The sequence below is a fragment of the Methylophilus sp. DMC14 genome (assembly GCF_056314085.1).
In genome coordinates this window covers 105,992-128,370 of the sequence record NZ_JBQUZA010000001.1, presented here as the reverse complement: position 1 = coordinate 128,370, position 22,379 = coordinate 105,992, and the positions used below count along the sequence as shown (strand labels likewise).

Annotated in this window: 24 protein-coding genes and 1 tRNA gene; 21 read left to right on the top strand and 4 right to left on the bottom strand. The window is 46.2% G+C overall.

Annotated elements, in window-relative coordinates; translation table 11 throughout:
* Positions 1–63: 63 nt before the first annotated feature.
* Positions 64–1,254 carry a tRNA guanosine(34) transglycosylase Tgt gene (locus tag ACT53C_RS00660; protein WP_476144349.1) on the bottom strand — a complete coding sequence of 397 codons (1,191 nt, stop codon included), beginning with the start codon at positions 1,252–1,254 and terminating at the stop codon, positions 64–66.
* 156 nt (positions 1,255–1,410) lie between these two features.
* On the opposite strand from ACT53C_RS00660, the gene pssA reads away from it, so the two are divergent.
* The 4 genes from pssA to ACT53C_RS00640 all read left to right on the top strand — a co-directional run bounded on the left by pssA (position 1,411) and on the right by ACT53C_RS00640 (position 5,531).
* Entirely contained in the window at positions 1,411–2,199 is a 789-nt protein-coding gene (gene pssA / locus ACT53C_RS00655; protein WP_313985745.1) for a CDP-diacylglycerol--serine O-phosphatidyltransferase, read from the top strand.
* 125 nt (positions 2,200–2,324) lie between these two features.
* Entirely contained in the window at positions 2,325–3,857 is a 1,533-nt protein-coding gene (locus tag ACT53C_RS00650) for a 2-isopropylmalate synthase (RefSeq protein ID WP_275356273.1), read from the top strand.
* 84 nt (positions 3,858–3,941) lie between these two features.
* Positions 3,942–4,835 (top strand): drug/metabolite exporter YedA, encoded by an 894-nt coding sequence (gene yedA / locus ACT53C_RS00645; RefSeq protein WP_313985749.1) that lies wholly within the window; start codon positions 3,942–3,944, stop codon positions 4,833–4,835.
* A 24-nt stretch (positions 4,836–4,859) separates the two neighbouring features.
* Positions 4,860–5,531: a histidinol-phosphatase gene (locus ACT53C_RS00640; RefSeq protein WP_476144348.1), complete on the top strand. Its 672-nt coding sequence runs from the start codon at positions 4,860–4,862 to the stop codon at positions 5,529–5,531.
* A gap of 33 nt (positions 5,532–5,564) precedes the next feature.
* On the opposite strand, the gene ACT53C_RS00635 is transcribed toward ACT53C_RS00640, so the two are convergent.
* Entirely contained in the window at positions 5,565–6,398 is an 834-nt protein-coding gene (locus ACT53C_RS00635) for a cytochrome C assembly family protein (RefSeq protein WP_313985825.1), read from the bottom strand.
* Positions 6,399–6,536: 138 nt separating this feature from the next.
* Between ACT53C_RS00635 and ffh the strand changes: the two genes are divergently transcribed.
* The 16 genes from ffh to ACT53C_RS00555 all read left to right on the top strand — a co-directional run bounded on the left by ffh (position 6,537) and on the right by ACT53C_RS00555 (position 16,938).
* A complete protein-coding gene (ffh, locus tag ACT53C_RS00630; protein ID WP_194749092.1) occupies positions 6,537–7,898 on the top strand; it encodes a signal recognition particle protein in 1,362 nt (453 codons plus the stop codon).
* A 139-nt stretch (positions 7,899–8,037) separates the two neighbouring features.
* Positions 8,038–8,113, top strand: a tRNA-Lys gene (locus tag ACT53C_RS00625).
* Positions 8,114–8,220: 107 nt separating this feature from the next.
* Positions 8,221–9,264 carry a tyrosine-type recombinase/integrase gene (locus ACT53C_RS00620; protein ID WP_476144346.1) on the top strand — a complete coding sequence of 348 codons (1,044 nt, stop codon included), beginning with the start codon at positions 8,221–8,223 and terminating at the stop codon, positions 9,262–9,264.
* A gap of 111 nt (positions 9,265–9,375) precedes the next feature.
* Complete coding sequence (locus ACT53C_RS00615; protein WP_476144345.1) at positions 9,376–9,807, top strand: hypothetical protein; 432 nt, start codon at positions 9,376–9,378, stop codon at positions 9,805–9,807.
* A gap of 83 nt (positions 9,808–9,890) precedes the next feature.
* The gene (locus ACT53C_RS00610; RefSeq protein WP_476144344.1) at positions 9,891–10,103 is read left to right on the top strand and encodes a hypothetical protein; all 213 of its coding nucleotides are present in this window, start codon (positions 9,891–9,893) and stop codon (positions 10,101–10,103) included.
* A 3-nt stretch (positions 10,104–10,106) separates the two neighbouring features.
* Positions 10,107–10,931, top strand: coding sequence for a hypothetical protein (locus ACT53C_RS00605; protein ID WP_476144343.1), 825 nt, complete (start codon positions 10,107–10,109; stop codon positions 10,929–10,931).
* Positions 10,928–11,470, top strand: coding sequence for a plasmid mobilization relaxosome protein MobC (mobC, locus tag ACT53C_RS00600; protein WP_476144341.1), 543 nt, complete (start codon positions 10,928–10,930; stop codon positions 11,468–11,470). Before ACT53C_RS00605 ends, mobC begins: the two co-directional genes overlap by 4 nt.
* Entirely contained in the window at positions 11,463–12,509 is a 1,047-nt protein-coding gene (locus ACT53C_RS00595; RefSeq protein ID WP_476144340.1) for a relaxase/mobilization nuclease domain-containing protein, read from the top strand. Before mobC ends, ACT53C_RS00595 begins: the two co-directional genes overlap by 8 nt.
* Positions 12,506–12,766 carry a hypothetical protein gene (locus tag ACT53C_RS00590; RefSeq protein WP_476144339.1) on the top strand — a complete coding sequence of 87 codons (261 nt, stop codon included), beginning with the start codon at positions 12,506–12,508 and terminating at the stop codon, positions 12,764–12,766. The genes ACT53C_RS00595 and ACT53C_RS00590 overlap by 4 nt, the downstream gene beginning before the upstream one ends.
* Positions 12,763–13,038 (top strand): hypothetical protein, encoded by a 276-nt coding sequence (locus tag ACT53C_RS00585; RefSeq protein WP_476144338.1) that lies wholly within the window; start codon positions 12,763–12,765, stop codon positions 13,036–13,038. Before ACT53C_RS00590 ends, ACT53C_RS00585 begins: the two co-directional genes overlap by 4 nt.
* 12 nt (positions 13,039–13,050) lie before the next feature.
* Positions 13,051–14,172: a TrbL/VirB6 family protein gene (locus tag ACT53C_RS00580; protein ID WP_476144336.1), complete on the top strand. Its 1,122-nt coding sequence runs from the start codon at positions 13,051–13,053 to the stop codon at positions 14,170–14,172.
* A 72-nt stretch (positions 14,173–14,244) separates the two neighbouring features.
* Complete coding sequence (virB5, locus tag ACT53C_RS00575) at positions 14,245–14,922, top strand: P-type DNA transfer protein VirB5 (protein ID WP_476144334.1); 678 nt, start codon at positions 14,245–14,247, stop codon at positions 14,920–14,922.
* A 534-nt stretch (positions 14,923–15,456) separates the two neighbouring features.
* On the top strand, positions 15,457–15,876 hold the full coding sequence (locus tag ACT53C_RS00570) for a hypothetical protein (RefSeq protein WP_476144332.1): 420 nt from the start codon (positions 15,457–15,459) through the stop codon (positions 15,874–15,876).
* Between the two features lie 15 nt (positions 15,877–15,891).
* A complete protein-coding gene (locus ACT53C_RS00565; RefSeq protein WP_476144330.1) occupies positions 15,892–16,101 on the top strand; it encodes a type II toxin-antitoxin system MqsA family antitoxin in 210 nt (69 codons plus the stop codon).
* 59 nt (positions 16,102–16,160) lie between these two features.
* On the top strand, positions 16,161–16,523 hold the full coding sequence (locus ACT53C_RS00560; RefSeq protein WP_476144328.1) for a hypothetical protein: 363 nt from the start codon (positions 16,161–16,163) through the stop codon (positions 16,521–16,523).
* 205 nt (positions 16,524–16,728) lie between these two features.
* On the top strand, positions 16,729–16,938 hold the full coding sequence (locus tag ACT53C_RS00555) for a type II toxin-antitoxin system MqsA family antitoxin (protein WP_476144327.1): 210 nt from the start codon (positions 16,729–16,731) through the stop codon (positions 16,936–16,938).
* A 1-nt stretch (position 16,939) separates the two neighbouring features.
* On the opposite strand, the gene ACT53C_RS00550 is transcribed toward ACT53C_RS00555, so the two are convergent.
* Together ACT53C_RS00550 and ACT53C_RS00545 are read right to left on the bottom strand one after the other, a co-directional pair.
* Complete coding sequence (locus ACT53C_RS00550) at positions 16,940–18,232, bottom strand: Y-family DNA polymerase (RefSeq protein WP_476144325.1); 1,293 nt, start codon at positions 18,230–18,232, stop codon at positions 16,940–16,942.
* Complete coding sequence (locus ACT53C_RS00545; RefSeq protein WP_476144323.1) at positions 18,210–18,665, bottom strand: LexA family protein; 456 nt, start codon at positions 18,663–18,665, stop codon at positions 18,210–18,212. The genes ACT53C_RS00550 and ACT53C_RS00545 overlap by 23 nt, the downstream gene beginning before the upstream one ends.
* Positions 18,666–19,915: 1,250 nt before the next feature.
* Here ACT53C_RS00545 and ACT53C_RS00540 point away from each other — a divergent pair.
* A complete protein-coding gene (locus ACT53C_RS00540; protein ID WP_476144321.1) occupies positions 19,916–22,357 on the top strand; it encodes a YecA family protein in 2,442 nt (813 codons plus the stop codon).
* Positions 22,358–22,379: the final 22 nt, after the last annotated feature.

The following is a 22,379-nucleotide window of genomic DNA, read 5'->3' as shown; positions in this document are numbered from 1 at the left end:
ATCGATCATCGATTCAGCTTATGCCTCAGTGTTTCATTCACCTCTACAAGCATGGAGTTGTTCTTAACGCTTCTCTGCCCGTTTCCGGGCAAATTCCGCCTTAAACGCCTCAAAGCGGTTTTCTTCGATCGCCGCCCGCATGCCTTGCATCAACACCTGGTAATAATGCAGGTTATGGATGGTGTTCAAACGCGCGCCAAGAATCTCGCCGATGCGGTGCAGATGATGCAAATAGGCACGGCTAAAGTGCTGACAGGTATAGCACTCACACTCATCATCCAGTGGGCGTGTATCCGTTTTGTAACTGGCGTTCTTGATCTTCACATCGCCGTATTGCGTGAACAGCCAGCCATTACGGGCGTTACGGGTGGGCATCACACAGTCAAACATATCAATGCCATAGCTGACGGCATCCACCAGGTCTTCAGGGGTGCCGACGCCCATCAGGTAGCGAGGTTTGTCTTTAGGCATTTGTGGCGCAGTATGTGCCAGGATGCGTAACATGTCTTCTTTGGGTTCGCCGACCGAGAGGCCGCCAATGGCATAGCCATCGAAGCCAATGGCTTCCAGGCCCTGGCGCGAAATATCGCGCAGGTCTTCGTACATGCCGCCCTGAATAATGCCGAAAAGTGCGTTGCCATTGCTGGGTGTGTTGTCTGCGCCTAGTTGGGCGATTTGTTCCTGGCCACCCTGCAGGGTCAGGGTATGCGCGATGGTGTGTGTCTGGTAGACATTAAAAGCATCGCGACTGCGTTGTGCCCAGCGCAGGCTGAGTTCCATCGACTTGCGCGCCTGATCATGGCTGGCCGGGTAGGGTGTGCACTCGTCAAAAATCATGACGATGTCACTGTTGAGTACGCGCTGGATGCGCATGGACTCTTCCGGCGTCAGAAAACAGCGGTCGCCGTTAATGGGGGACTGGAACTTGACACCTTCTTCGGTAATTTTGCGCAAGTCGCCCAGGCTCCACACCTGAAAACCGCCTGAGTCTGTGAGGATAGGCTTGTCCCAACCCATAAACTTGTGCAGACCATCATGCGCTGCAATCACTTCCAGGCCTGGCCGTAACCACAAATGAAAAGTATTGCCGAGCACAATATGGGCTTGAATCTCATTGAGCTCCTGTGGAGACATGGCTTTAACCGTGCCGTAGGTGCCCACAGGCATAAAGGCCGGCGTTTGTACTTCACCATGGGGCAGGCTGACGGTGCCGCGGCGAGCTAGGCCGTCGGTATTGTGTAAGGAAAACTGCATGAACGCGCGATAACTGGCTTAAATAAAGCGCTATTTTAGCACAGCCGGGATACTTGCTTCTTGCGGAGAAAACCCGCTTGCATGCAGGGGGCACGCTTGCATTTTTTGTGATTGCCCGCAACAATGCAGGTATTCTGCAATTCTGAAAAGTTCCTTATGGTTGAATCACAAAACCGCCAGTCTAGACGCGAACAACACACCAGCCTGCGGCAGCGCGGGATTTACCTGCTACCCAACCTGTTTACCTCAGCTTCGCTATTTGGTGGTTTTTACGCGATTGTGCAGGCGATGAACCAGCACTTTGAGCAGTCAGCGATTGCGATTTTTATTGCCATGGTGATGGATGGCCTGGATGGCCGTGTGGCACGCATGACCAATACTCAAAGCGCCTTTGGCGCTGAATATGACAGCTTGGCAGACATGGTGTCGTTCGGGGTCGCCCCGGCGCTCATCATGTATGTGTGGGCCTTGCAGCCCATGAACAAGCTGGGCTGGATTGCAGCGTTTATTTATGCCGCCTGTGCCGCCTTGCGCCTGGCCCGCTTCAATACCAAGCTGGATGATCCCTTTCAGGACAAGCGCTACTTTCAGGGCTTGCCCAGTCCGGCCGCAGCAGCCTTGATTGCTGGATTTGTCTGGGTGTCTTATGAATACAATATCGATGGCCGCGAGATTTTCTTTGGCGCCTTGCAGGTGAAATGGATTGCCTGGTTTATCACTATTTTTGCCGCAGGCTCTATGGTCTCGGACCTCAAGTTCTACAGCGGCAAGGATATCAACCTCAGACATTCGGTGCCGTTCGTAGCCATTTTGGCGGTGGTGATGGCCTTTGTGCTGATTTCATACAGCCCGCCAGAAGTGCTGTTTAGCGTGGTGTTCGTGTATGCCTTGTCTGGCTATTACATGTGGGCACGCGAGCGGCTGCAATCCAAAAATACTGCCTAGTGCAGAGTCTTCTCTAAAACGCGCTTGGGTAAGCGCGTTTTTTATTTGACGCTTGCGGTGTGGGCGCGGTTATAGTCATTTAAAGGACAAGCGGGTAAAATCCGGCTGTCAGATTAGGAATATTCATGGAACAAATTATTATTTTTGATACCACGCTGCGTGACGGAGAACAAAGCCCCGGCGCGGCGATGACTAAAGAAGAAAAAATCCGCATTGCGCGCCAGTTGGAAAAACTGGGCGTGGATGTGATTGAAGCCGGGTTTGCTGCCGCCAGCCCCGGTGATTTTGACGCGATTTCCGAGATCGCGAAAGTGATTAAAACCTCTACCGTTTGCTCCTTGGCACGAGCCAGTGAAAACGATGTGCGCCGTGCCGGCGAGGCGATCAAGCATGCCGTCCGTGGCCGTATCCATACCTTTATTGCCACCAGCAAAATCCATATGGAAAACAAGCTGCGCATGACGGAAGACCAGGTGGTTGAGCGTGCTGTGCAAGCCGTCAAATGGGCGCGTGAGTATACTGAGGATGTCGAGTTTTCTGCGGAAGATGCGGTACGCTCAGAGATTGATTTTCTGGTGCGCGTGTTTGAGGCCGTGATTGAAGCGGGCGCCAAAACCATTAACGTCCCGGATACGGTGGGTTACAGCCTGCCGGCGGTGTGGGGCGAGCGCTTTGCCACCTTGATCCAGCGCGTCAAGGGTGCGGACAAAGTGGTCTGGTCTACCCATTGTCATAACGACCTCGGCATGGCGGTCGCCAACTCGCTGTCAGCGGTCATGAATGGTGCACGTCAGGTCGAGTGTACAATCAACGGCCTGGGCGAACGCGCCGGGAATGCCAGTCTAGAAGAAGTCGTCATGGCAATTAAAACCCGTAGCGATATCTTCAATCTGCACACGCGCATTGATACCACGCAAATCGTGCCGTCTTCCAAGTTGGTGTCTACCATCACCGGCTATCCTGTGCAGCCGAATAAAGCCATTGTCGGTGCCAATGCGTTTGCGCATGAGTCTGGCATCCACCAGGATGGCGTGCTCAAGCACCGCGAGACCTATGAAATCATGCGCGCCGAAGACGTGGGCTGGGGTGCCAATAAATTGACGCTGGGCAAACTGTCTGGTCGCAATGCGTTTAGAACCCGGTTGAAAGAGTTGGGCATTGAACTCGAAAGTGAAGACGCGCTCAATGCGGCGTTTGCGCGCTTTAAAGAGCTGGCTGACAAAAAATCGGAAATCTTTGACGAGGATTTGCATGCATTGGTCAGTGATGAAGTGGTGCAGGAAAGCCGTGAAATGTTCAAGCTGAGCTACTTGCAAGTGGCCTCGCAAACTGGCGAGATCCCGCACGCGATTTTGACCCTGAGTGTGGATGGTAGCGAGCAGCGCACCGAAGCCAATGGCGGTGGTCCGGTCGATGCGACCTTCAAGGCGATTGAAAACGTGGTGCAAAGTGATTCCGAGTTGCTGCTGTATTCCGTGAACAACATCACCAGTGGTACCGATGCGCAAGGGGAGGTGACCGTGCGTTTATCCAAGGGTGGGCGCATCGTGAACGGTCAGGGCGCCGATACCGATATTGTCGTCGCCTCCGCTAAAGCTTATCTGAATGGCCTCAACAAGCTTTATGCAAAAGCAGAAAAATTGAACCCGCAAGTGTAAGCAGGCTCTGAACCAACGCTTGTTGCCTGCGGGTAACAAGCGTTTTCTTTTTTCAAACATGACACCCTGGAGAGGCAAGCCGCAATGACGCAAAGAAATCATTGGTTGTTGGTGACCATTGCGCTGGCTTGTACCTACTTTATCTGGGGCTCAACTTACCTCGCGATTAAGTATGCGATTGAGAGCTTTCCGCCCTTTGTGATGGTGGGGCTGCGTTTTACCATTGCCGGTAGCCTGTTATATGTCAGTTTGCGCTTGCTCGGGCATGCGCCGCCGACACGCTTGCAGTGGCGTGGAGCGGCCTTGGTTGGCCTGCTGTTGCCCGTGCTGGGCAATGGGACGGTGTCACATGTGCAACTGCATGTATCCTCCAGCGTGGCTGCGCTGGCGATTGCGACTGCGCCCATCTGGATGGCGATTTTCTCCAGCCTGTGGGGGCACAAAATCAGCCGCCGCGAATGGTTGGGCATTGCGATTGGTTTGATTGGGATTTTGTTGCTGAATACCCGCGGCAGCCTGCAAGGCGACTGGGTCAGTGCCTGCTTGCTGATGTTTGCAGCCGCATGTTGGTCATTGGGATCGGTCTGGGGCAAACATTTGTCTATGCCTTCCGGGCTCATGGGTGCCGCTAGCCAGATGTTGTGTGGCGGGATCATTGCGTTTTTATTCAGTATCGCCTTTGGCGAGCATATGCCTGCGCAGGTGTCGCCCCGGGCATGGGTGGCGCTGGGCTTTATGATCGTGCCTGGGTCTATTATTGCTTTTTCTGCCTACCATTGGTTATTGCATCATGTGCGTCCCCTGGTCGCCAGTAGCAACACCTTTGTCAATCCGGTGGTCGCCTTTGTCGTCGGCGTCTGGTTTGCCGACGAACAGATATACCTCATGGAATATATTTCGCTGGCCGTGATTCTGGTCGGCGTCTTTTTAGTGCTGACGGCAACCAAAGAAGCCGTGCCCGATGAACAGATTGTTTAATGTTGATTAAAGAAATGAAGCGTGATGAAACAAAACCTGGCGTTATTTGATTTGGACAACACCCTGCTGGCCGGGGATAGTGACTATAACTGGAGCGTGTTTTTGATTAGTGAAGGCCTGCTGGATGGCGCACAACACAAGGCGCGCAACGAGCAGTTTTACGAAGACTATAAAAACGGCTGTCTGGATATTTATGCTTTTCTCAAGTTCCAGTTGCAGCCTTTGTCGCAACATCCCAAAGCGTTTCTGGATGAGCTGCATAAAAAATATATGACCAACGTTATCCGCCCGATGATGACGCAAAAAGCACAAGACCTGGTCAACCAGCACAAAGCCAACGGTGATTTGTGCATGATCATTACCGCGACTAACAGCTTTGTCACCAAGCCGATTGCCACCGCATACGGCATCGAGCATCTCATTGGCACCGATCCTGAAATGGTGGATGGGCAGTATACCGGTGGCGTCAGTGGCACGCCCAGTTTTCAGCAAGGCAAGGTGACGCGTCTGAACGAATGGCTGGCCGCGCGTGGTCAGCGCTTGGCGGATTTTGAGAAAAGTTATTTTTACAGTGACTCACACAACGATTTGCCACTCATGAAACTGGTGACCAATCCGGTCGCTGTGGATGCGGACCCTACGCTTACCGCCTACGCGCAAGACCAAGGCTGGCCTATCATCAGTCTGCGAAACTAATAAGAGCCGTGTATGCTGGCAGGCGCTTAATAGTTAGCGCCCCAGCACCACGTGTAACACAAAACGGCTACCTATATACGCCAGCAGCAGCAAGACAAAGCCCACCAGCGTCCAGCGGGTGGCCACTTTGCCCCGCCAGCCATATTTAAAGCGCCCAAACAGCAGCCAGGCGTAGATCATCCATGAGGCAATCGAAAACACGGTTTTGTGGTTGAACTGCAAGGGTTTGCCGAAAATTTCTTCACTAAACAGCATGCCGCTGATCAAGGTAATCGTCAGCAAGACAAAGCCCACGTGCAACACTTTAAACAGCAGCGCATCCAGCACCAGTAACGGTGGAAAGCCTTGTAGCGCCAGCCAGCTGTTTTTTTGATGCAAGGCGCGCTCGGCCATGCGCATCAGGCACGCATGCAGCGCCGCAAAGGTAAACAGGCTGTAAGCCAGTATGGCGATCAGGATATGCAGGTTAAACAGAGTGAAGCCGTGGGTATCCACATAATAGTCTGTCACCGCAAAGCCTGGCATCAGCACGCAAAGCGCGGCAGGCGGCAAGACGAAGGCCTGCAAGCTGTGTAATGAATGTTTTAAATCGGCCACCCAGTAAATCAACACCGTCAGCCATAAAATCGCCGACAGCGCGTAATACACCCCCAAATTGACTGAGCCGATAGCAAACATATCCCGATAGAGCAGGCCGCCATGCATGACCAGCCCCAGCGCCACCATCGCGCCGTGCAGTTGAAACGGAAAAGCATTTTCATCGACCGGTTTGCCCTGTTTGGCAATGCGCCAGTAATCGAGCGCCACCGCCATATAGACAAACGCGACAATCAGGTAAGGGAGCAGGTGTTGAGTCATGCTTGGCATTATGGCAAAACTCATTGCATTCGCCTAGGGTTACTGCCGCGCAAACGCCGGATGCATGCGCTTTATTGCAAGGGTTGCCCCACCATGATGTAAAATCACTTTATACAAATTTCATGAATGATGAAAGAAAGGCCTTCCATGCTGGAAAACCTGACCGGCCGTTTGCAGGGCGTGATTAAAAACCTGCGCGGCCAAGCCCGTTTGACTGAAGATAATATTGCCGATGCCATGCGCGAAGTCCGCATGGCCCTGCTGGAGGCCGACGTGGCCCTGCCAGTAGTTAAAGACTTTATTGCACGCGTGAAAGAGCGTGCTAATGGCCGCGACGTATTGCAAAGCCTCACCCCCGGCCAGGCCGTGATTGAGGTCGTTAATGATGAACTCACCGAGCTCATGGGTAAAGCCAACGTCGGCCTTAACCTGGCCGCTGTGCCGCCTGTGGTGATTTTGATGGCAGGTTTGCAGGGGGCAGGTAAAACCACCACCTCAGGCAAGCTGGCCAAGCTGCTCAAAGAGCAAAAGAAAAAAGTCCTGCTGGCCAGTGCCGACGTCTACCGTCCTGCGGCGATTACCCAGCTGCAAACGCTGGCCAAACAGCTCGAGATCGACTGCTTTGATTCCAACCCACAGCAAAAGCCGCTGGACATTGCTGCGCAGGTCATGGATCAAGCCAAAAAGAATTACTACGATGTGGTGATTTTTGATACGGCCGGTCGTTTAGCCATTGATGAAGCCATGATGGCCGAAATCAAAGACCTGCATGCCTACCTCAAGCCCACTGAGACCTTGTTTGTAGTCGACGCCATGCAAGGCCAGGATGCCGTCAACACCGCCAAAGCCTTTGGTGAGACTTTGCCACTGACAGGTGTGATCGTCACCAAGCTCGATGGTGATGCGCGTGGCGGTGCAGCACTCTCCGTGCGCCACGTCACCGGCAAACCAATCAAATTTATTGGCGTGAGCGAAAAAGTGGATGGCCTGGAACCATTCCATCCCGACCGTATGGCTGGCCGTATTCTCGGCATGGGTGACGTGCTAAGCCTGATTGAAGAAGCGCATAAAAAAGTCGACATGGCCGAGGCGCAAAAAGTCGCCGACAAGATCAAATCCGGTGCCAAGTTTGACCTCGAAGACTTTAAAGCGCAAATGCTGCAAATGCGCAAAATGGGCGGCATGGCTTCACTCATGGACAAAATGCCCAGCCAGATTTCCGGCATGGCGCAAAAGATCAACACCGACGACGTGGATAAATCCATGCGCCGCATCGAAGGCATCATTAATAGTATGACGGCAGAAGAGCGCCGCAAACCCGAGCTGATTAAAGCCACGCGCAAAAAACGGATCGCCGCCGGGAGCGGTGTGCAAGTGCAAGACGTCAACCGCCTGCTCAATCAATTTGAAGAAACGCAAAAGATGATGAAGATGTTCAGCAAAGGCGGTATGGCCAAGCTGATGCGGGGCATGGGCGGCATGATGGGCGGAAAATTCCCCGGAATGTAAAGCAAAAAATCGGGATGAATAAAAAAATAAACTTTTTATACAAAAAAAGCCAAAACAGCATTGACCAAATTTAATTCATCCCCCATAATCGCGTTCTTTCAAATTTGACGCAAAACAAAGCGGCAGACAAGAAACAGATGGGGTGTTAGCTCAGCTGGTAGAGCAGCGGACTTTTAATCCGTTTGTCGTGGGTTCGATCCCCGCACACCCTACCAAACAAATCAAGGGGTTACGTGAAAACGTAACCCCTTTCTCTTTTGTACTTTGCTCAAAAAGTACAATTTCGGTACAGTAAGCAATCTTCACATCCAAAAAAGCAACAATGGCGACGATTGTAAAAACCGAAAGTGGAACCTGGAAAGCAGTAATAAGGCGTACTGGTTGGCCAACAGCATCTAAAACATTTCGTACCAAGCGTGATGCCGAGGATTGGTCCAGGCGAACAGAAGATGAAATGGTTAGAGGTGTATTTATCAAGAGGGCACCTTCTGAAAAGATGTTGGTCGCTGATGCTTTCGATAGATATGAGCGTGAAGTAGTGCCTACTAAAAAAGGAAGTACACAACTTCGTGAGGCTGCTAGATTGAAACTACTTTCAGATCATTTCGGTAGATATAGTCTTGCTGCAGTCACTCCTGATTTGGTTGCTCAATATAGAGATAAAAGAATTGGGCAGGGGAAGTCAAACAACACTGTTCGACTTGAACTGGCATTATTAGGTCACCTATTCACCATCGCAATCAAAGAGTGGCATGTGGGCTTAGTTCTGAATCCTGTTGCAGCTATTCGCAAACCAAGTGCAGGAGAAGGTCGAAATCATCGTTTATCAAATGCTGATCAAGCAAAGTTGATAGAAGCTGTTAATAAGCACAGTAACCCGATGCTTGGTTGGATTGTGGCTGTTGCTATTGAAACCGGAATGCGTCAGAGCGAAATTCTCAATCTCAAGATGTATCAAATAGATTTAGAGCGGCGAATTGTCAGTTTAAATGACACCAAAAATAATTCACCTAGGACAGTTCCTTTGACAAGACATGCTACCGAAGTGTTTAAAGTAGCAATTTCTAACCCAATGCGCCCCAAAAATACTGACCTTGTTTTCTTCGGAGAAATTGGCAGAGATAAGAAAACAATATCCCCATATCAGTTCAATAAGGTTTGGATACAGATTAAAAAAGATCTTGGTTTTGCTGAAATGCATTTCCATGATCTACGTCATGAAGCTGTAAGTCGCCTTGTAGAAGCAGGGTTGAGTGATCAGGAAGTAGCATCCATAAGTGGCCATAAATCAATGGCTATGTTGCGGCGCTATACGCACTTAAGAGCTGAGGACTTGGTTGCGAAATTGGATAAAATCCAAAGATAAACTGTACTAGAGAAGTTCTGGATTATCGCTGATTAACCAGTATTAACATGAAACCTCGTAAGATGGGATACTTGTTGTTAACCTATCAAAACCTGTGATAGTCTTCAAAACATGAGCGTAAGACATTTAAATAAACAGGTAAAAGCTGCATGTCAAAATGTGAACCAGGTATTGGATCACCAGTTACCGGTTTACCGCTTTGTTTTTATTGCGTTCACCTTCGTTTTTCTTTTAAGTCTGTTAATAGTGCCTACTGAATTAGCCGTTGAAGCTTACATGCTTACTATAAGCTTCATGATGGCTTTCACACAACTTAATCACTGGATGGCAGAAAAATTAACCGATTTTGTTGCTGCCATCAGAGAAGAATTGACTGAGTACATTGATCGCCTACGCGAGAAGATGAGCATTTGGCGTCAGCTTTTTTGCTCTTTCCTTGCAGTAAATCCTCGACCAGAAATTTCTTTTTTTGATCGCCTTTCCGATCTACTTGGCTTAACGCAACTTCCTTTGCTAAGCGCCCCTCTGGCCTTTCGGTCTTAATCCCACACCCTAATCTTTTAGTTTTCCTGATTGCAGGAAAGTGTTTTCACGCGCCTATGCGCCATAGATTTAAGGTGTCTCAAATGACAACAGAACAACAGATTATTTCCACCTTTGGCATCTTACTAAACATGCAAGATGTTGCACGGCTGCTGAATCGGAGCCCTGAAGGTCTTCGAGTAACCCTTACTAGGGATGGGGAACTCTCCAGAAAGCTAAACTCTGCAAAAGTCAGGCTTGGCCGAAGGGTTATGTTTAAAAGTGCACGTATCGCTCAGATTATTGATGAGGCTTGATATATGGCTCAAGACGGGATCATTATCAGGCGTAAAGTCAGGTCTAACTTTACCGTGCTCAACAACAATCTCATTCGTGATGATCGACTAAGTTGGAAAGCCCTCGGGATACTCACGTACCTACTTTCATTGCCTCCAGATTTTAAGCTGTATCTGAAAAAGCTTGGAAGTTTGCGCCCAAGTGGTCGGGATAGTACGCGCACTGGTTTGGTTGAGCTGCAGGAGTGTGGTTACCTAACAATAGAAAAAATTCGAGATGAAGAGTCGGGTCGATTTTTGGGCAACTTTTGGGAGGTGACCGATACACCAGAAGCGTTTGAAAATGGGCCCTCGACACCAGAAACGGATTTTCCGAATACGGGTTTTCCAATTTCGGATTTTCCTGCTTCGGATAATCACACATTAATAAATACAGGTAATAACAAAGGACTTAATGTATTAAAAAGTACTACTACCCCTATCGATCTTGCTCACTTAAAACTATCTGAGATTGAAATTAAGCAGATTATTTTATTGCTGGAAGGAATTGATTCCTCAGCACAGTTGATGCTTGTTGACGAACTAGAAGGTGCGATTCGAGGACGCTCAATCAAGACGTCGCCAGTCCAGTGGTTTGGAGGAATCGTTAAAAGATATAAAAACAAATCATTTAATCCAAGCGCGGGTCTCCAAATTGCAGCAAATAGAAGTCGTCGCCAAGTTGCAGCTGCAGATCATGAGCGCAAGCCAAAGCCCACTTCCAAAGATCAAGCTAGGGCAAACATGGCGCAGATCAAATCGTCTTTGGGGTTTAAAACTGCGAGCGCTGGAAGGGATGGTTCTTTATGAGCGCTCCAATCATTTCCGTTTATCTTGGGCCACTACGGTCGAAGTGGGATCAGTACTGTTTATCAAAAGGCGTCAAATCGAGTAGCGCTTTGAAACAGGTAATCCAGCATTTGCTCACAAGGGAATTTGGCTCCACTCCAGAAGTGGCTACGGATATTATCGATGACGGTAAAACAAAGCGTATCGAGATTCGTTTAAAACCGTCTTTGTATGCTGAATTACAAAGGCGTGCTAAAGCTGAAGGGTTTTCACCAAACCGATTTATTAGTGGACTTGTGGATGCTCGTCTGGCCAGGACTGTTCCAACCTTTGGTCAGCACGAAATGGATGGGCTAACTGCCTCAACATCCCAGCTGTTGCGTTTAGGTACCAATCTCAATCAAATAGCTCGTGCTATTAACCGTAACCCACTCGAAACTGATTTAGCGAGAGTTGAGTTAATACAGGAAATCCGCCAAGAGATCAATTTGCATACGCAACATGTGGCCGCCTTGATCGCCAACAATTTGAACAGATGGCAGGGGGGTAAACATGAGTAATTCGCCTGAATTTCCCATCGTCGTTGACGGATTATTACGACAGGTCGGTGACCGTTTGTTTTATGAGGATGTCAGGCCGCTAAAATCGCGTCGAACCCTAACAGGCCTTGAACGCAAGCCCTTGCCCAGAAAATCCACTAAGCCAAGACCTGTTTACTTAAGCAATGCTATCCGCAATACCGTTCGCAGGACTCCAGAAGTGATGGTAAAGATAAGTGGTGGCGGTAAATCACTGGTACAAATTAAGTCCCATCTTGAGTACATTTCTAGAAACGGTGATGTGCCTTTGGAGGATCAATCCGGAAATATTTTTTCTGGACGTCCAGAGGTGAGGGATCTGCAAAATGAGTGGAGATTTGGAGGCTATCCCATCGCTGATGAGGTGGGTTCTAAACCTAAGCAAGCTTTCAATATAGTCTTATCAATGCCACCTGGGACTGATCGAAAATCCGTAACTAGCGCTGCAAGAGACTTTGCAAAAGCGGAATTTGGCGATAACTATAGTTATGTCTTTGCAACTCATGACGATGAGAAACATCCGCATGTTCATCTATGCGTTAAGGCAATGGGTAAGGACGGTATAAGGCTGAACCCGCGTAAGGCAGACTTACAACGGTGGCGTGAGATGTTTGCAGAAAAGCTGATAGACCACGGTATCGAAGCCAATGCTACTCGTCGTCCAGTTCGAGGAGTCACAAAGCGACCTAAAAAACAGCCCGTAATACACCTGGAAAAGCGTGGGTTAAGGTCATTCCATAGGGAGGCTCTTAAAAAGGCTGCAGAGGGCTTTATACGCAATGCCCAAGTGATCATTAACCCCATGAAATCAAAGATTACACGCACTAGACAGCACGTTGTCGATAGTTGGCGCGAAATTGGGCATGCCCTGCAAGCCCAGGGGGCTGAAAAACTGTCATCAGAGGCAAAAGCCTTTGCGAATGCCCTGCCTTCGACTGACAGTTTGGGTGAGCAGCTTGAAAAGCAGTTGCGTTCACAGCTTGATAAGCAGAAAAGCAAAGATAAAGGATCAGAAAGATGAATTTAGAGTCAGTGCACACAATAGATATTGAGTTGGGCTTGATACCAGGCTTGAGTTTAGTCGCGCTACATACAGATAAGGGTGTCAAGCTTATCGCTCAAAACAAAGTTGCTTCATTTTTTGTATTCAATTCGCGCACAGATGAGCCATTGTTAATGCAGGGTGACGATTTCGTTAGCTATATGAAGCTCCTGGATGTTCGCCAGATCACGTTGTTATTTCAGAAACAAAACATGAATAAAGGGAGAGTGAAATGAAATACGTTTTTTTAGTCCTTTCGGTACTCATTGTTACGGCTTGTCACAAAGAGCCTGAGAAAGTCGATGTAACAAAAGTGTTTATGTGTGCCTTTAACAATAAGGCTGAAGTCTGCAACACCTTGAACTCAACTGAAGAAAAAGCTTTAAGTTGCCTAACAAATGCAGGTGAGTTTAGCAAAAAAGAATGCGATGAAATCAAGTTGTATAAAGGGGCAGCAAAGTCGCCAGATATTCAGTTCCATCTCAGACCTGGTAATGATAATAAATAAGGAAAAGTACACATGACCATTAATCTATTTCAGGAGCTGGGCGCTGTGCTTGACAGTGTTACAACACATTATGCAAACGAGCATTCTCAGGCCCTGGCACTTGCTGTATATAAATACGTCTACGGCGGTATCTTCTTGTGGCTTACAGTGATGGGGTATCAAGCCATGTCTGGAAGGCTTCAAGCACCATTTATCAATGTTCTTGAACGCTGTGCAGGTATGGTTGTATTGGCGAGCATTGCATTCTCAAGCAGCATATACCAGCTTGAGATTTTGGGGGATCTGTCCGATCTTCAAAATGCATTGGTCAGTGCGGTTGCCGGTGAACAAACTAATCCTTATGCGGCAGCCGATCTTGCCCTCCAGAAGGGCTTGGACTTGGGATCAGAGCTCCTTAAGAAAGCCTCATTTTATTCAGAAGGATCTATCGGATGGGCGCTGGGAGCAATAATCGTCTATGCCGGCTCAGCATTAATTTCCTGGAGCGCGGCGGGTAGCATCATGGTGGCGAAAGCCAGTCTTGCACTAGTGTTGGCATTTGGCCAGGTAGCAATTGCTGCTGCCATATTTCCACCTACGCGCAAAATCTTCGACTCTTTTATATCCACTGTCTTAAATAGAGTGTTAACGATCACTTTTCTGACCATAGTGCTCTCATTCGCCCTATCAATCTTTACAGGCGTTTCCGCGGGTTTTGAAATGGAAAAAAGTGAACCATTATCTTTTTCATTTTCATTGTTAATCGCTGTATTTGTTTGTGTTGGACTTATGAAAGGAGCCTCTACCCTAGCATCAGAACTAGCTGGAGGCGTAGCCTTGGCCGTTTCAAATCCTATCAGTGCAGCTGCGAAGCTTGCTACCCAACCAATAGCCTCAGCTAAAAATTATCTGGGGCGCGAGGTATCTCGAACAAATGCCAGAACTGGGGAAAAGGAGTATGCCAGCCGTGCATCTCATATTGCGAGGGGTAACACGCTAGCAAACCCAGCTTACTGGTCAAAAGCAAGGGCCAATAATCGAAGTGGTTGGGGTTGGGCACCTGGGGGAAGTGCCAAGTCCTCAGGGCCTTCAAAAACGCCCACTCAGAAATTGATGGAAATGCATAGGCGCCGTGAAGAAAAATCAAAGGGTTAGGCAGCTTGTGCGTTGGCACATAACAAAATGCCGGTCAATGAGTTGACCGTTGATATCAGCGAAAGGTAAATCATGAAAAAAATATTTGTAAGTCTTTTATTAGCCGCGCAAGTGTCAGGCGCATTTGCCGGTGGCATACCTGTGTTTGATGCTTCATCCGTGGCTCAGGCAATTGCATCGGTTCAAGAACTTAAGAACCAGGTTGAACAGCAGAAGCAGCTTTATAGTGCGCTGAATGGCAATCGTGGGATGGGTACTCTTTTGAATAATCCAGCCTTACGTAATTACTTGCCTGATGACTGGAGACAGGTTTACGACACCCTCAACAAAGGGGATGTAACTGGACTTACAGGCACTGCAGCCCAAATCAGAAAAGCGAATCAGATTTTTGATTGCTCAAAAGTGCAAAACGCACAAGATCAATTGTTGTGTAACCGAAGTGCAGGCCTATCAGCGGCTCAAAAATCCTTTGGCCTAAATGCTTATGATCAATCAACCAAGCGTATGGATCAAATTGAGTCTCTCATGAAGCAGATTAATCAGACAACTGACGCCAAATCAATCGCTGAGTTAAATGCCAGGCTTCAAGCAGAAAATGCCTTGATCCAGAATGAGCAAATCAAGTTGCAAATGTTCTCTGAGTTGAATCGAGCAGAAGAAAACCTGTTGAAACAGCAACAGCGTGAGCAAGCAATGGCTGATGCCCATCGTACGCCTGGCACAACCTTTAATCTTAAAAAATATTTCTAGAGGTGATTACGCTTAAGAACTCAATCTTAAGCCCCTCAAAACTAAAACACTCACTGTGGCTATATGCCGCGAATAATAATCCGAAGAATAGGAGTTTCGAATGTTGCAAGAACTACGGGAATTAGGTTATTTTTTGATGAATCTGACGGGATACGTACCAATTTTTATGATCATTCCTTGCATTTTGTGGCTTATTGTTTCCAATTATTATGTTTACCGTAGGGGAGGCGTAGTTGGCTTGGTTAGATGGCACCATAACAACATAAGGCTTGGTTTCAACGATGCAAAGAACTCCATAGGTATACTTGGGTTGGGCTCACTCTCATTGATGTTTTGTATTCCTACTGCATATGACCTATTAACCAGCTTGTACACGCTTGTGTCTGCTGTGTTGTTTTTGCTGATGGCTACCCTCGTAGCGGAGAGGCGTAAGCATTGGCCAATGCTTAAGGCTAGCGCTATCGAAGTGATCCTGGAGAACGCTACAACTCATAGTCGTTGATAATATCAACGCTTTTTAAGTAGTTGCATTGGATGTATATGACAAAAAAGATAGATGTGGCGTCACTCCCTGATTTTAATGCCGCTCATTTCATGGCAGATTACGAAGATATAAAAGCTTATATTCGCGTAGTAAAGGAAGAGGGCGATCCTGTTGCACTCGGTGAGGCCTTGAATACCGTATTCATGGCTTTGGGAGCTAGTGCAGTTGCTGATGCGTTAAATATGAATGTTAGCCAGGTATGGGATGTGCAGGAGCGCGCCGGGGAGCATCCTGATACCCTGCAGCAGATTTGTGATGTGATCGAAAGTGGATCACTGGCAGAGAATACAGCTAATCCTTACCTGGGAACTGATTTTGAAGATTTCTTGAGAGCAGAGGGAATCCATGATGAAGTCACTGCTCAAGCGGTTAGAAGGGTGATCGCAGCCTTATTGAAGCAACGCTCTTAAAGTGGATTTTTTAAAATGATTTGTCCCGTTTGCGGTGGTGCAGAGTTGACTGCAGATATTCGAGACCAGCAATTCACGTACAAAGGCCAGACAACCATTATTCCTAATGTTAGTGGTGATTTCTGCTCTGCGTGTAACGAGAGTATTTTAAATGTCGATGAGTGTAGTCGAACTATGGAGTTAATGTTGGCCTTTAAAAGAAAAGTTGATGCACTCCAAATTTGAGCTATTCTTTAAGATTTATATTCTGTTTTAAACAGAATGCAATGAGTGAAGAGTCTTGAATGTCGCATGAAGTCACAGAAGTTGGATACTGGTTATTAACGTTGACTGGGTATGTGGTCATTTTTAGTGTTGTGCCAGCAGTACTCTGGATGGTCATTATTAAATATTTAGTTTCACCCCAGGGAAGCCGCAACGCTTTAGTGGCTTGGAATAAGCACATTATTAATACTTATGGCTTGGATGATGACGTTCATGCATTGAAAATTCTTGGGCTTAGTCTTGTGACTTTGATACTCTGTATTCCGGCACCATCTGATCCAATTAGTGCGCTTAGTACATTTTTGTCTAATATTACTTTCTTGATAACAGTCGCGTCAGTATCTAAAAAGCGCAGATTGAATCCTAGGCATTCAGAATTCTGAAGAAGATCGGTGATGCGATTGAGAGCGGATCAATGGCAGAAAATACAACCAAACCTTGGTAGCTTTTTTCGCCCTCAGGCCCATCTGGGGCTTTTTGTTTTCATGCGCAGGGCGCAAATTGCGTAGCTTTTTTGTATGGTTACTGTAACTGATTTTATGCGATGTTATAAAACCATAGATCAGAATTAAAATTGGGGCTTTTAGAATGATTTGTCCGGCTTGCGGTGGCGCAGAGTTGATTTCTGATGAGCGAGATTTACCTTTCACCTACAAGGAAGAGGTAACAATTATTAATCACGTACAAGGTGACTATTGTCCTTCATGTAATGAAGTTGTCCTGAGAATGGATGAGGTTCAAAGAGTCATGGAGTTAAAAGGAGAATTCATCAGGAAGTTAGATGCAGGTCAGGCATAACTCATTTTACTGTTAAGAGCTCATTCCAATCTCCCGTGTAATTCGGGCTTAGATAGTTGCGTTGCATCTTCCAAGCCTGAACCTGACCTTCAGCAGCAGTTTTCAGTGTGCCTTTGGAATACTTCTGATTAATTCTATCCATTACCTCCATTAACGCTTGGGATTTTGAATCGCTCTCAGTAAAGCCGAACATATCGCTTTGCAAGCCACCACTTGAAACAGTGGCCAGCAACATTACGCCGCATTTCTGAAAATAAACACCAGGTCTATATATCTTCCTCAAAAGCCATAAGGCTGTTTTGGTTATTTTTGTCGTCGAGTTAGTTGGCGCTGGAAAGCCTACTGAAAGTTGCCCCTGATAAAATTCAGCCTGATCATGAGGACTGTTCTGTGCAAATACATAGACACCGTTGGCATATAAACCTTTACTACGCATTCGTTCTGCAGCGATACCAGCGTGATAAGCAATCGCCTGGCTGAGATCTTCCATCGTAGAGGCTCGCACGCCAAATGAACGTGAACTCATGACCTGTTTGGCCTCAGGAAGCTCATCTTCCATTTCTATCCAGACTTCACCTCTCAACTCTCGGGCTGTACGCTCCAGCAACACACCAAACTTGTCTCTGATTCGTTTAGGGTCTGCATTTTTTAAACGCAGTACGTTAAATACACCAACCTCATTTAATTTAGCTTCAAGCCTATTTCCTACGCCCCAGACTTTGGATACTGGTAAGTCGGCCAGGATGGCATCAACCTCAGTTTCAGATAGAGCGGTAAAGTCACATACCCCATTCCAATGTGATTGCTTCTTGGCGCAATGATTGGCCAGTTTTGCTAGGGTTTTACTATGGCCAAAACCTACGCAAATGGGCAAGCCAGTTGAATCGCATACATCTCGCTTAATTTCCTGGCCATAATCGGTGTAGTTGACTTTGATGCCCGTCATTTCCAAGAACACCTCATCAATTGAGTACTTTTCCATGCGAGGTGAATACCTGGATAGGACTGCCGTAAAGCGATTGCTCATATTGGCGTAAAGCTCATAGTTAGAAGAAAACACGACTGTCCCCAGCTTCTCGGCAACTTCCTTAATCTCAAACCAGGGACGTGCCATATAAATATCCAAGGTTTCTTTGGCGAGTTTATTTTGGGCAATCACACATCCATCATTATTGGATAGGACGACAACCGGTTTACCCTTGATATCGGGACGGAATGCCTCCTCGCAGGAGGCATACATAGAGTTAACGTCAGCGAGAGCAAAAACGCGATTACGTGAATGAATTGATGACATGTAGCACGACACCCCAAATTACGAGCTCTTGTCCTTCTGTAAACTCAATTGGCGGGTACGCTTTTGTCTTGTTCTCAGAGAGGAGACGGACGATTTTGTATCTTTTGTATAACCGTTTAACGACGAACTCACCATCAACAATGGCAATCACAATATTCGATGACTTAGCTTTAGGTCCAAGTGCTCTGTTCACCACTAGTTTAGAACCAGGGAGAATGCCGGCATCCACCATTGAGTCGCAATCTTGAGCAACTTGTACAATGAAGGTTGCTGGCGGGTCAGTGACAAGAAGCTCATTCAAATCGAGCTCCTTCATCTCATAATCCTGCGCTGCTGAGGCAAAGCGGGACTGTCCGGCTCGAACTTTCCCCTCGTAAAATGGGATACGGATTACCGAGGGATTCTGGCTAACAGGAGTAGGCTTGTTCATCATTTTAATGAGCCAAACCTCTAATGAGACAGTACGGGACAGGCGTAGACTCTTCGTCCAGATCCTGGTCGTTTATCTAAGTTTTCATAATCATCATGCGCCATGTAATTATTGTAACAATAATCAAGTTATTATTGTTACAGAAATAACGTTATATTTTTATACGCTAACTTAATGCCTATTGGTTTCCACAAAATCTGTGGATAAGGCAGTGGATGAGGTATTGGTAAAATCTATAACTATATGATTCAGAGACTGTTTGGCGGGGTGTATAAATTTTACGCTGGACTCCCTATATGAAGGTTTCATTGCTACTAATACTAAGATTGCCGATTAGTAAATGAAAATGTTAACATATGTTATCTTTTGGGTTGGTGCTAGAAACGCATAACAACAATACTTAAAGGTCTGAAATATGAATCAGAGCAGCCTGTACTCAACACTTAGTAATATGGGATGCAAGATACTTTCATTCGAGGATTATCCATCTAACCAAGGTAGTTGGCGTGCCAGTTTTATGGCTTTTGGAAACTCTTGCGAAGTAAGTTGCAATAGGTTTGATGGGTATATGTCTCTGAGTTACACAAACTCAATCCAGGGGCTCCATAAATCTACTATCAATAGCCTGAAGTTTTTGACTGATGAAGCAGAACTATCAGCATTGCTACGTTGGGTCCGTTCTTTATCTTCACAGGCGAAAACCGTTGAAAGTAGTGAGATAAAAATGGACCAACATTTGCCGGAGTCTATCTATTAGTTACAGTAACTAATGACTAATCGTTGATAATATCAACGATTTTTATGCAGGGCATAATCGATTTTTATTAAATACGATTTCCTAGGCTTTGTTCACATGGTCTGATTTGGGGCATACAAGGTGTATGCCCATTCACGAACCACCGTTATAAACCATGCAGTGTCGTTGATATTATCAACGTTTATACCTCACCTGGTTCCAGGGACTGTCGATTAGTTACAGTAACTATTCAAGATCAAGGCACTTTTACAGTCACGTGAATTGTCAGATTTAAATCAATATAGTTACCGTAACTGAATGACAAATCGTTGATATTATCAACACTTTTCCAAGTTCCTGACCTAGTGCAGGATAGGCTGTCGCCGGTATTTATAATATATTTAACTGAGCTCATAGATTTTTCTCTGAATAGATATAGTTTATTCTGAGCCAGATAGTGCACCTAAAAACGAGTTTCATGAACTTACTCCTTATTTTTAAGTAGAGGGACTATCCCTTGGCCAAAAAGAAAAAAAAGAAATTGAAGCTTCAACCTGACGAGGTCTTTTCAAGAGGGCCGGTCACGTATGCTCGATATGGAAATCACATAGTTTCTCAATCAAATTTTAGCGAAGAGCAGTTCCTCCAGTTCCAGAGTCGCTTAGCAAGCCAGTTTCCTGATGTAGTTAAAGAAATTGACTTTTTAATTAGCAATATTAGGAAACGAATTCAACAGTTACCTTATGATCGATTGCTTCATAGGGCTTGGTGGGAGTTTGCTGGGCTTTCAATTGGTTTTTATGAAAAGAAATCAAATGATCGAGATCTTTCGTTGTCGATGCGAATGATTGATTATGTCCAAAGCGTGATTGCTTCTACAGCACCCAGCCTTCAGCAGCAGAAGGAGGGTGTCTCGGAGGACGATTGGTTAGCCCTCGTAAATGATATTCAGAGTCTATTTAAAAAACTGAATTATGAGTTCAGTTTTTGTCAATTGTCCTACGAGAAGTCAAAGGATCCCAACTTTGATTTCAAGTTGGCTGAGTTTAAGCATTCTGCTCAATTGATATGGGCAAATGTCAGAGGGGAGCGATATCAGGTTCATGAGGGACAGGCTTTAAAAGATGTGCTCTTGCCGCACTCTGATATTTTACAAAAGCTATTTGATATTGATGCCGACACACTCATAAATGAACTATTGAAAATATTAGACAAGCTGACCAAAGGATTAGGGCCTTTATTTGAGGAGTTTATTGCTGTTGAAAAAGAGTTTAGTACTCGAATGGAGGAGATTGCTCATGAGAGCAGAGAAACAGACATCTTAGTCCTAAGGCAAGTTCTTAGTGAAAGATACCCAGAACTCTCTGCAAGAGTTGGTAGATTGCGGGCTGAGATTCAAGATTTAGATTTTTTTGATCTGCAGAAAATTACAAAACTTCCATCAAAGTTGTTAGATGAGTTGACGTGGTCTGCCGGTGAAGAAGAGGATTTTTTTGCTTCAGGAGATTATGCTGGGTGGCCGCTGAGACTCTGGCCAACTATGAAAAGGCCATTTATTAGGTTAAATGGACAGATATGCTGTTTCGATGTATTTGTTTTGTTCGATAAGATATATAGAGTTCTACAGAGAGTAATCTTTAAATTAGCTCCTGACTATATAGCAACCTGGAATGAAAGGCAGAAAGAGGTCTCAGAGTCTTTGCCATTTAAGTATTTAGAGTTGCTGCTTCCAGGGGCAGTAACTCATCGTCAAATCTATTACCGATTTAATGCTGGAAAAGGAGGGGCACAGTGGCATGAGGCCGATGGAGTTGTCATTTACGATGATCATTTATTTATTATAGAAGTGAAGGCAGGAGCATTCACTTACACATCACCAGCAACAGATTTGTCATCACATATCGAATCGCTCAAAAGTCTTATTCTAAGTCCTGGAAATCAAGGTCATCGCCTCTTGAGTTATTTGAAGAGCTCTGAAACAGTAGATCTGTTTGATGTAAGTCATAAACGAATTGCAAGTTTAAATTTTTCAAAATTTAGGCATGTCTCAGTATGTGCAATAACGCTTGATTCATTTACCGAATTGGCCGCCAGAGTACAGCATTTAAAGCATGTTGGGGTGGATGTGGGGGGGAAGCCTGTTTGGGCACTTTCAATAGATGACTTGAGAGTCTATGCAGATTTGTTTAAGAACCCACTTCAATTTCTGCATTATGTGGAACAAAGAATACAAGCCACTCAGTCGCAATATATTGACCTCAATGATGAGATGGATCATTTTGGATTATATGTAGCACAAAATAATTATGTGATGTACGCAGAGGAGTTTGTTCAGCAGGGTATTCTTGATTTGCATTTCAATGGATTTCGAGAGTCTCTTGATAACTACTATCATGCAGTAACTCAGGGCGATGTCGCTACTCCACCCGCGCAGGAGATGCCCGAGAAAATAACAGAAATTATTGAATTTCTATCTAAAACTAATCTACCTGGTAGGTCAGAGATAGTTAGCTTCTTGTTAGACCTGTCTGGTGACTTTCGACAGAGTTTAGCCGATGTAATTGAAGGGGAGCTGGCATTTGCTGAAGCTAATGGCCGAACTAGGCCATATACTTCCTACGGTGGCGTGTTACTCACTCAATTTGTCCACTCCCCTTTTGCGCCTCGAAACTATCAGAAGGTCTTACATTTCACCCAAACTGTTATGGTTGGAAATAATGAGACTAAACGCTTGGCTCTAGAGCTTGATTACACAAAGGACCGAAAGCTGCGAGAGGTCAACTGGACTTTTGTGACCTTAAATAGCTTAAGTGCTAAAGAGATGTCAATCTTGGTAGATAGTGCTAATCACTTAAAACTAAAGAGAATTGAAAGTGCAAAAAATACGACAGGAAAGATTGGGGTTAATCAGCCTTGTCCATGTGGAAGCGGTAAGAAGTTTAAACGTTGTTGCAAGTAAGCTAGGACAGAACGAATCGGGT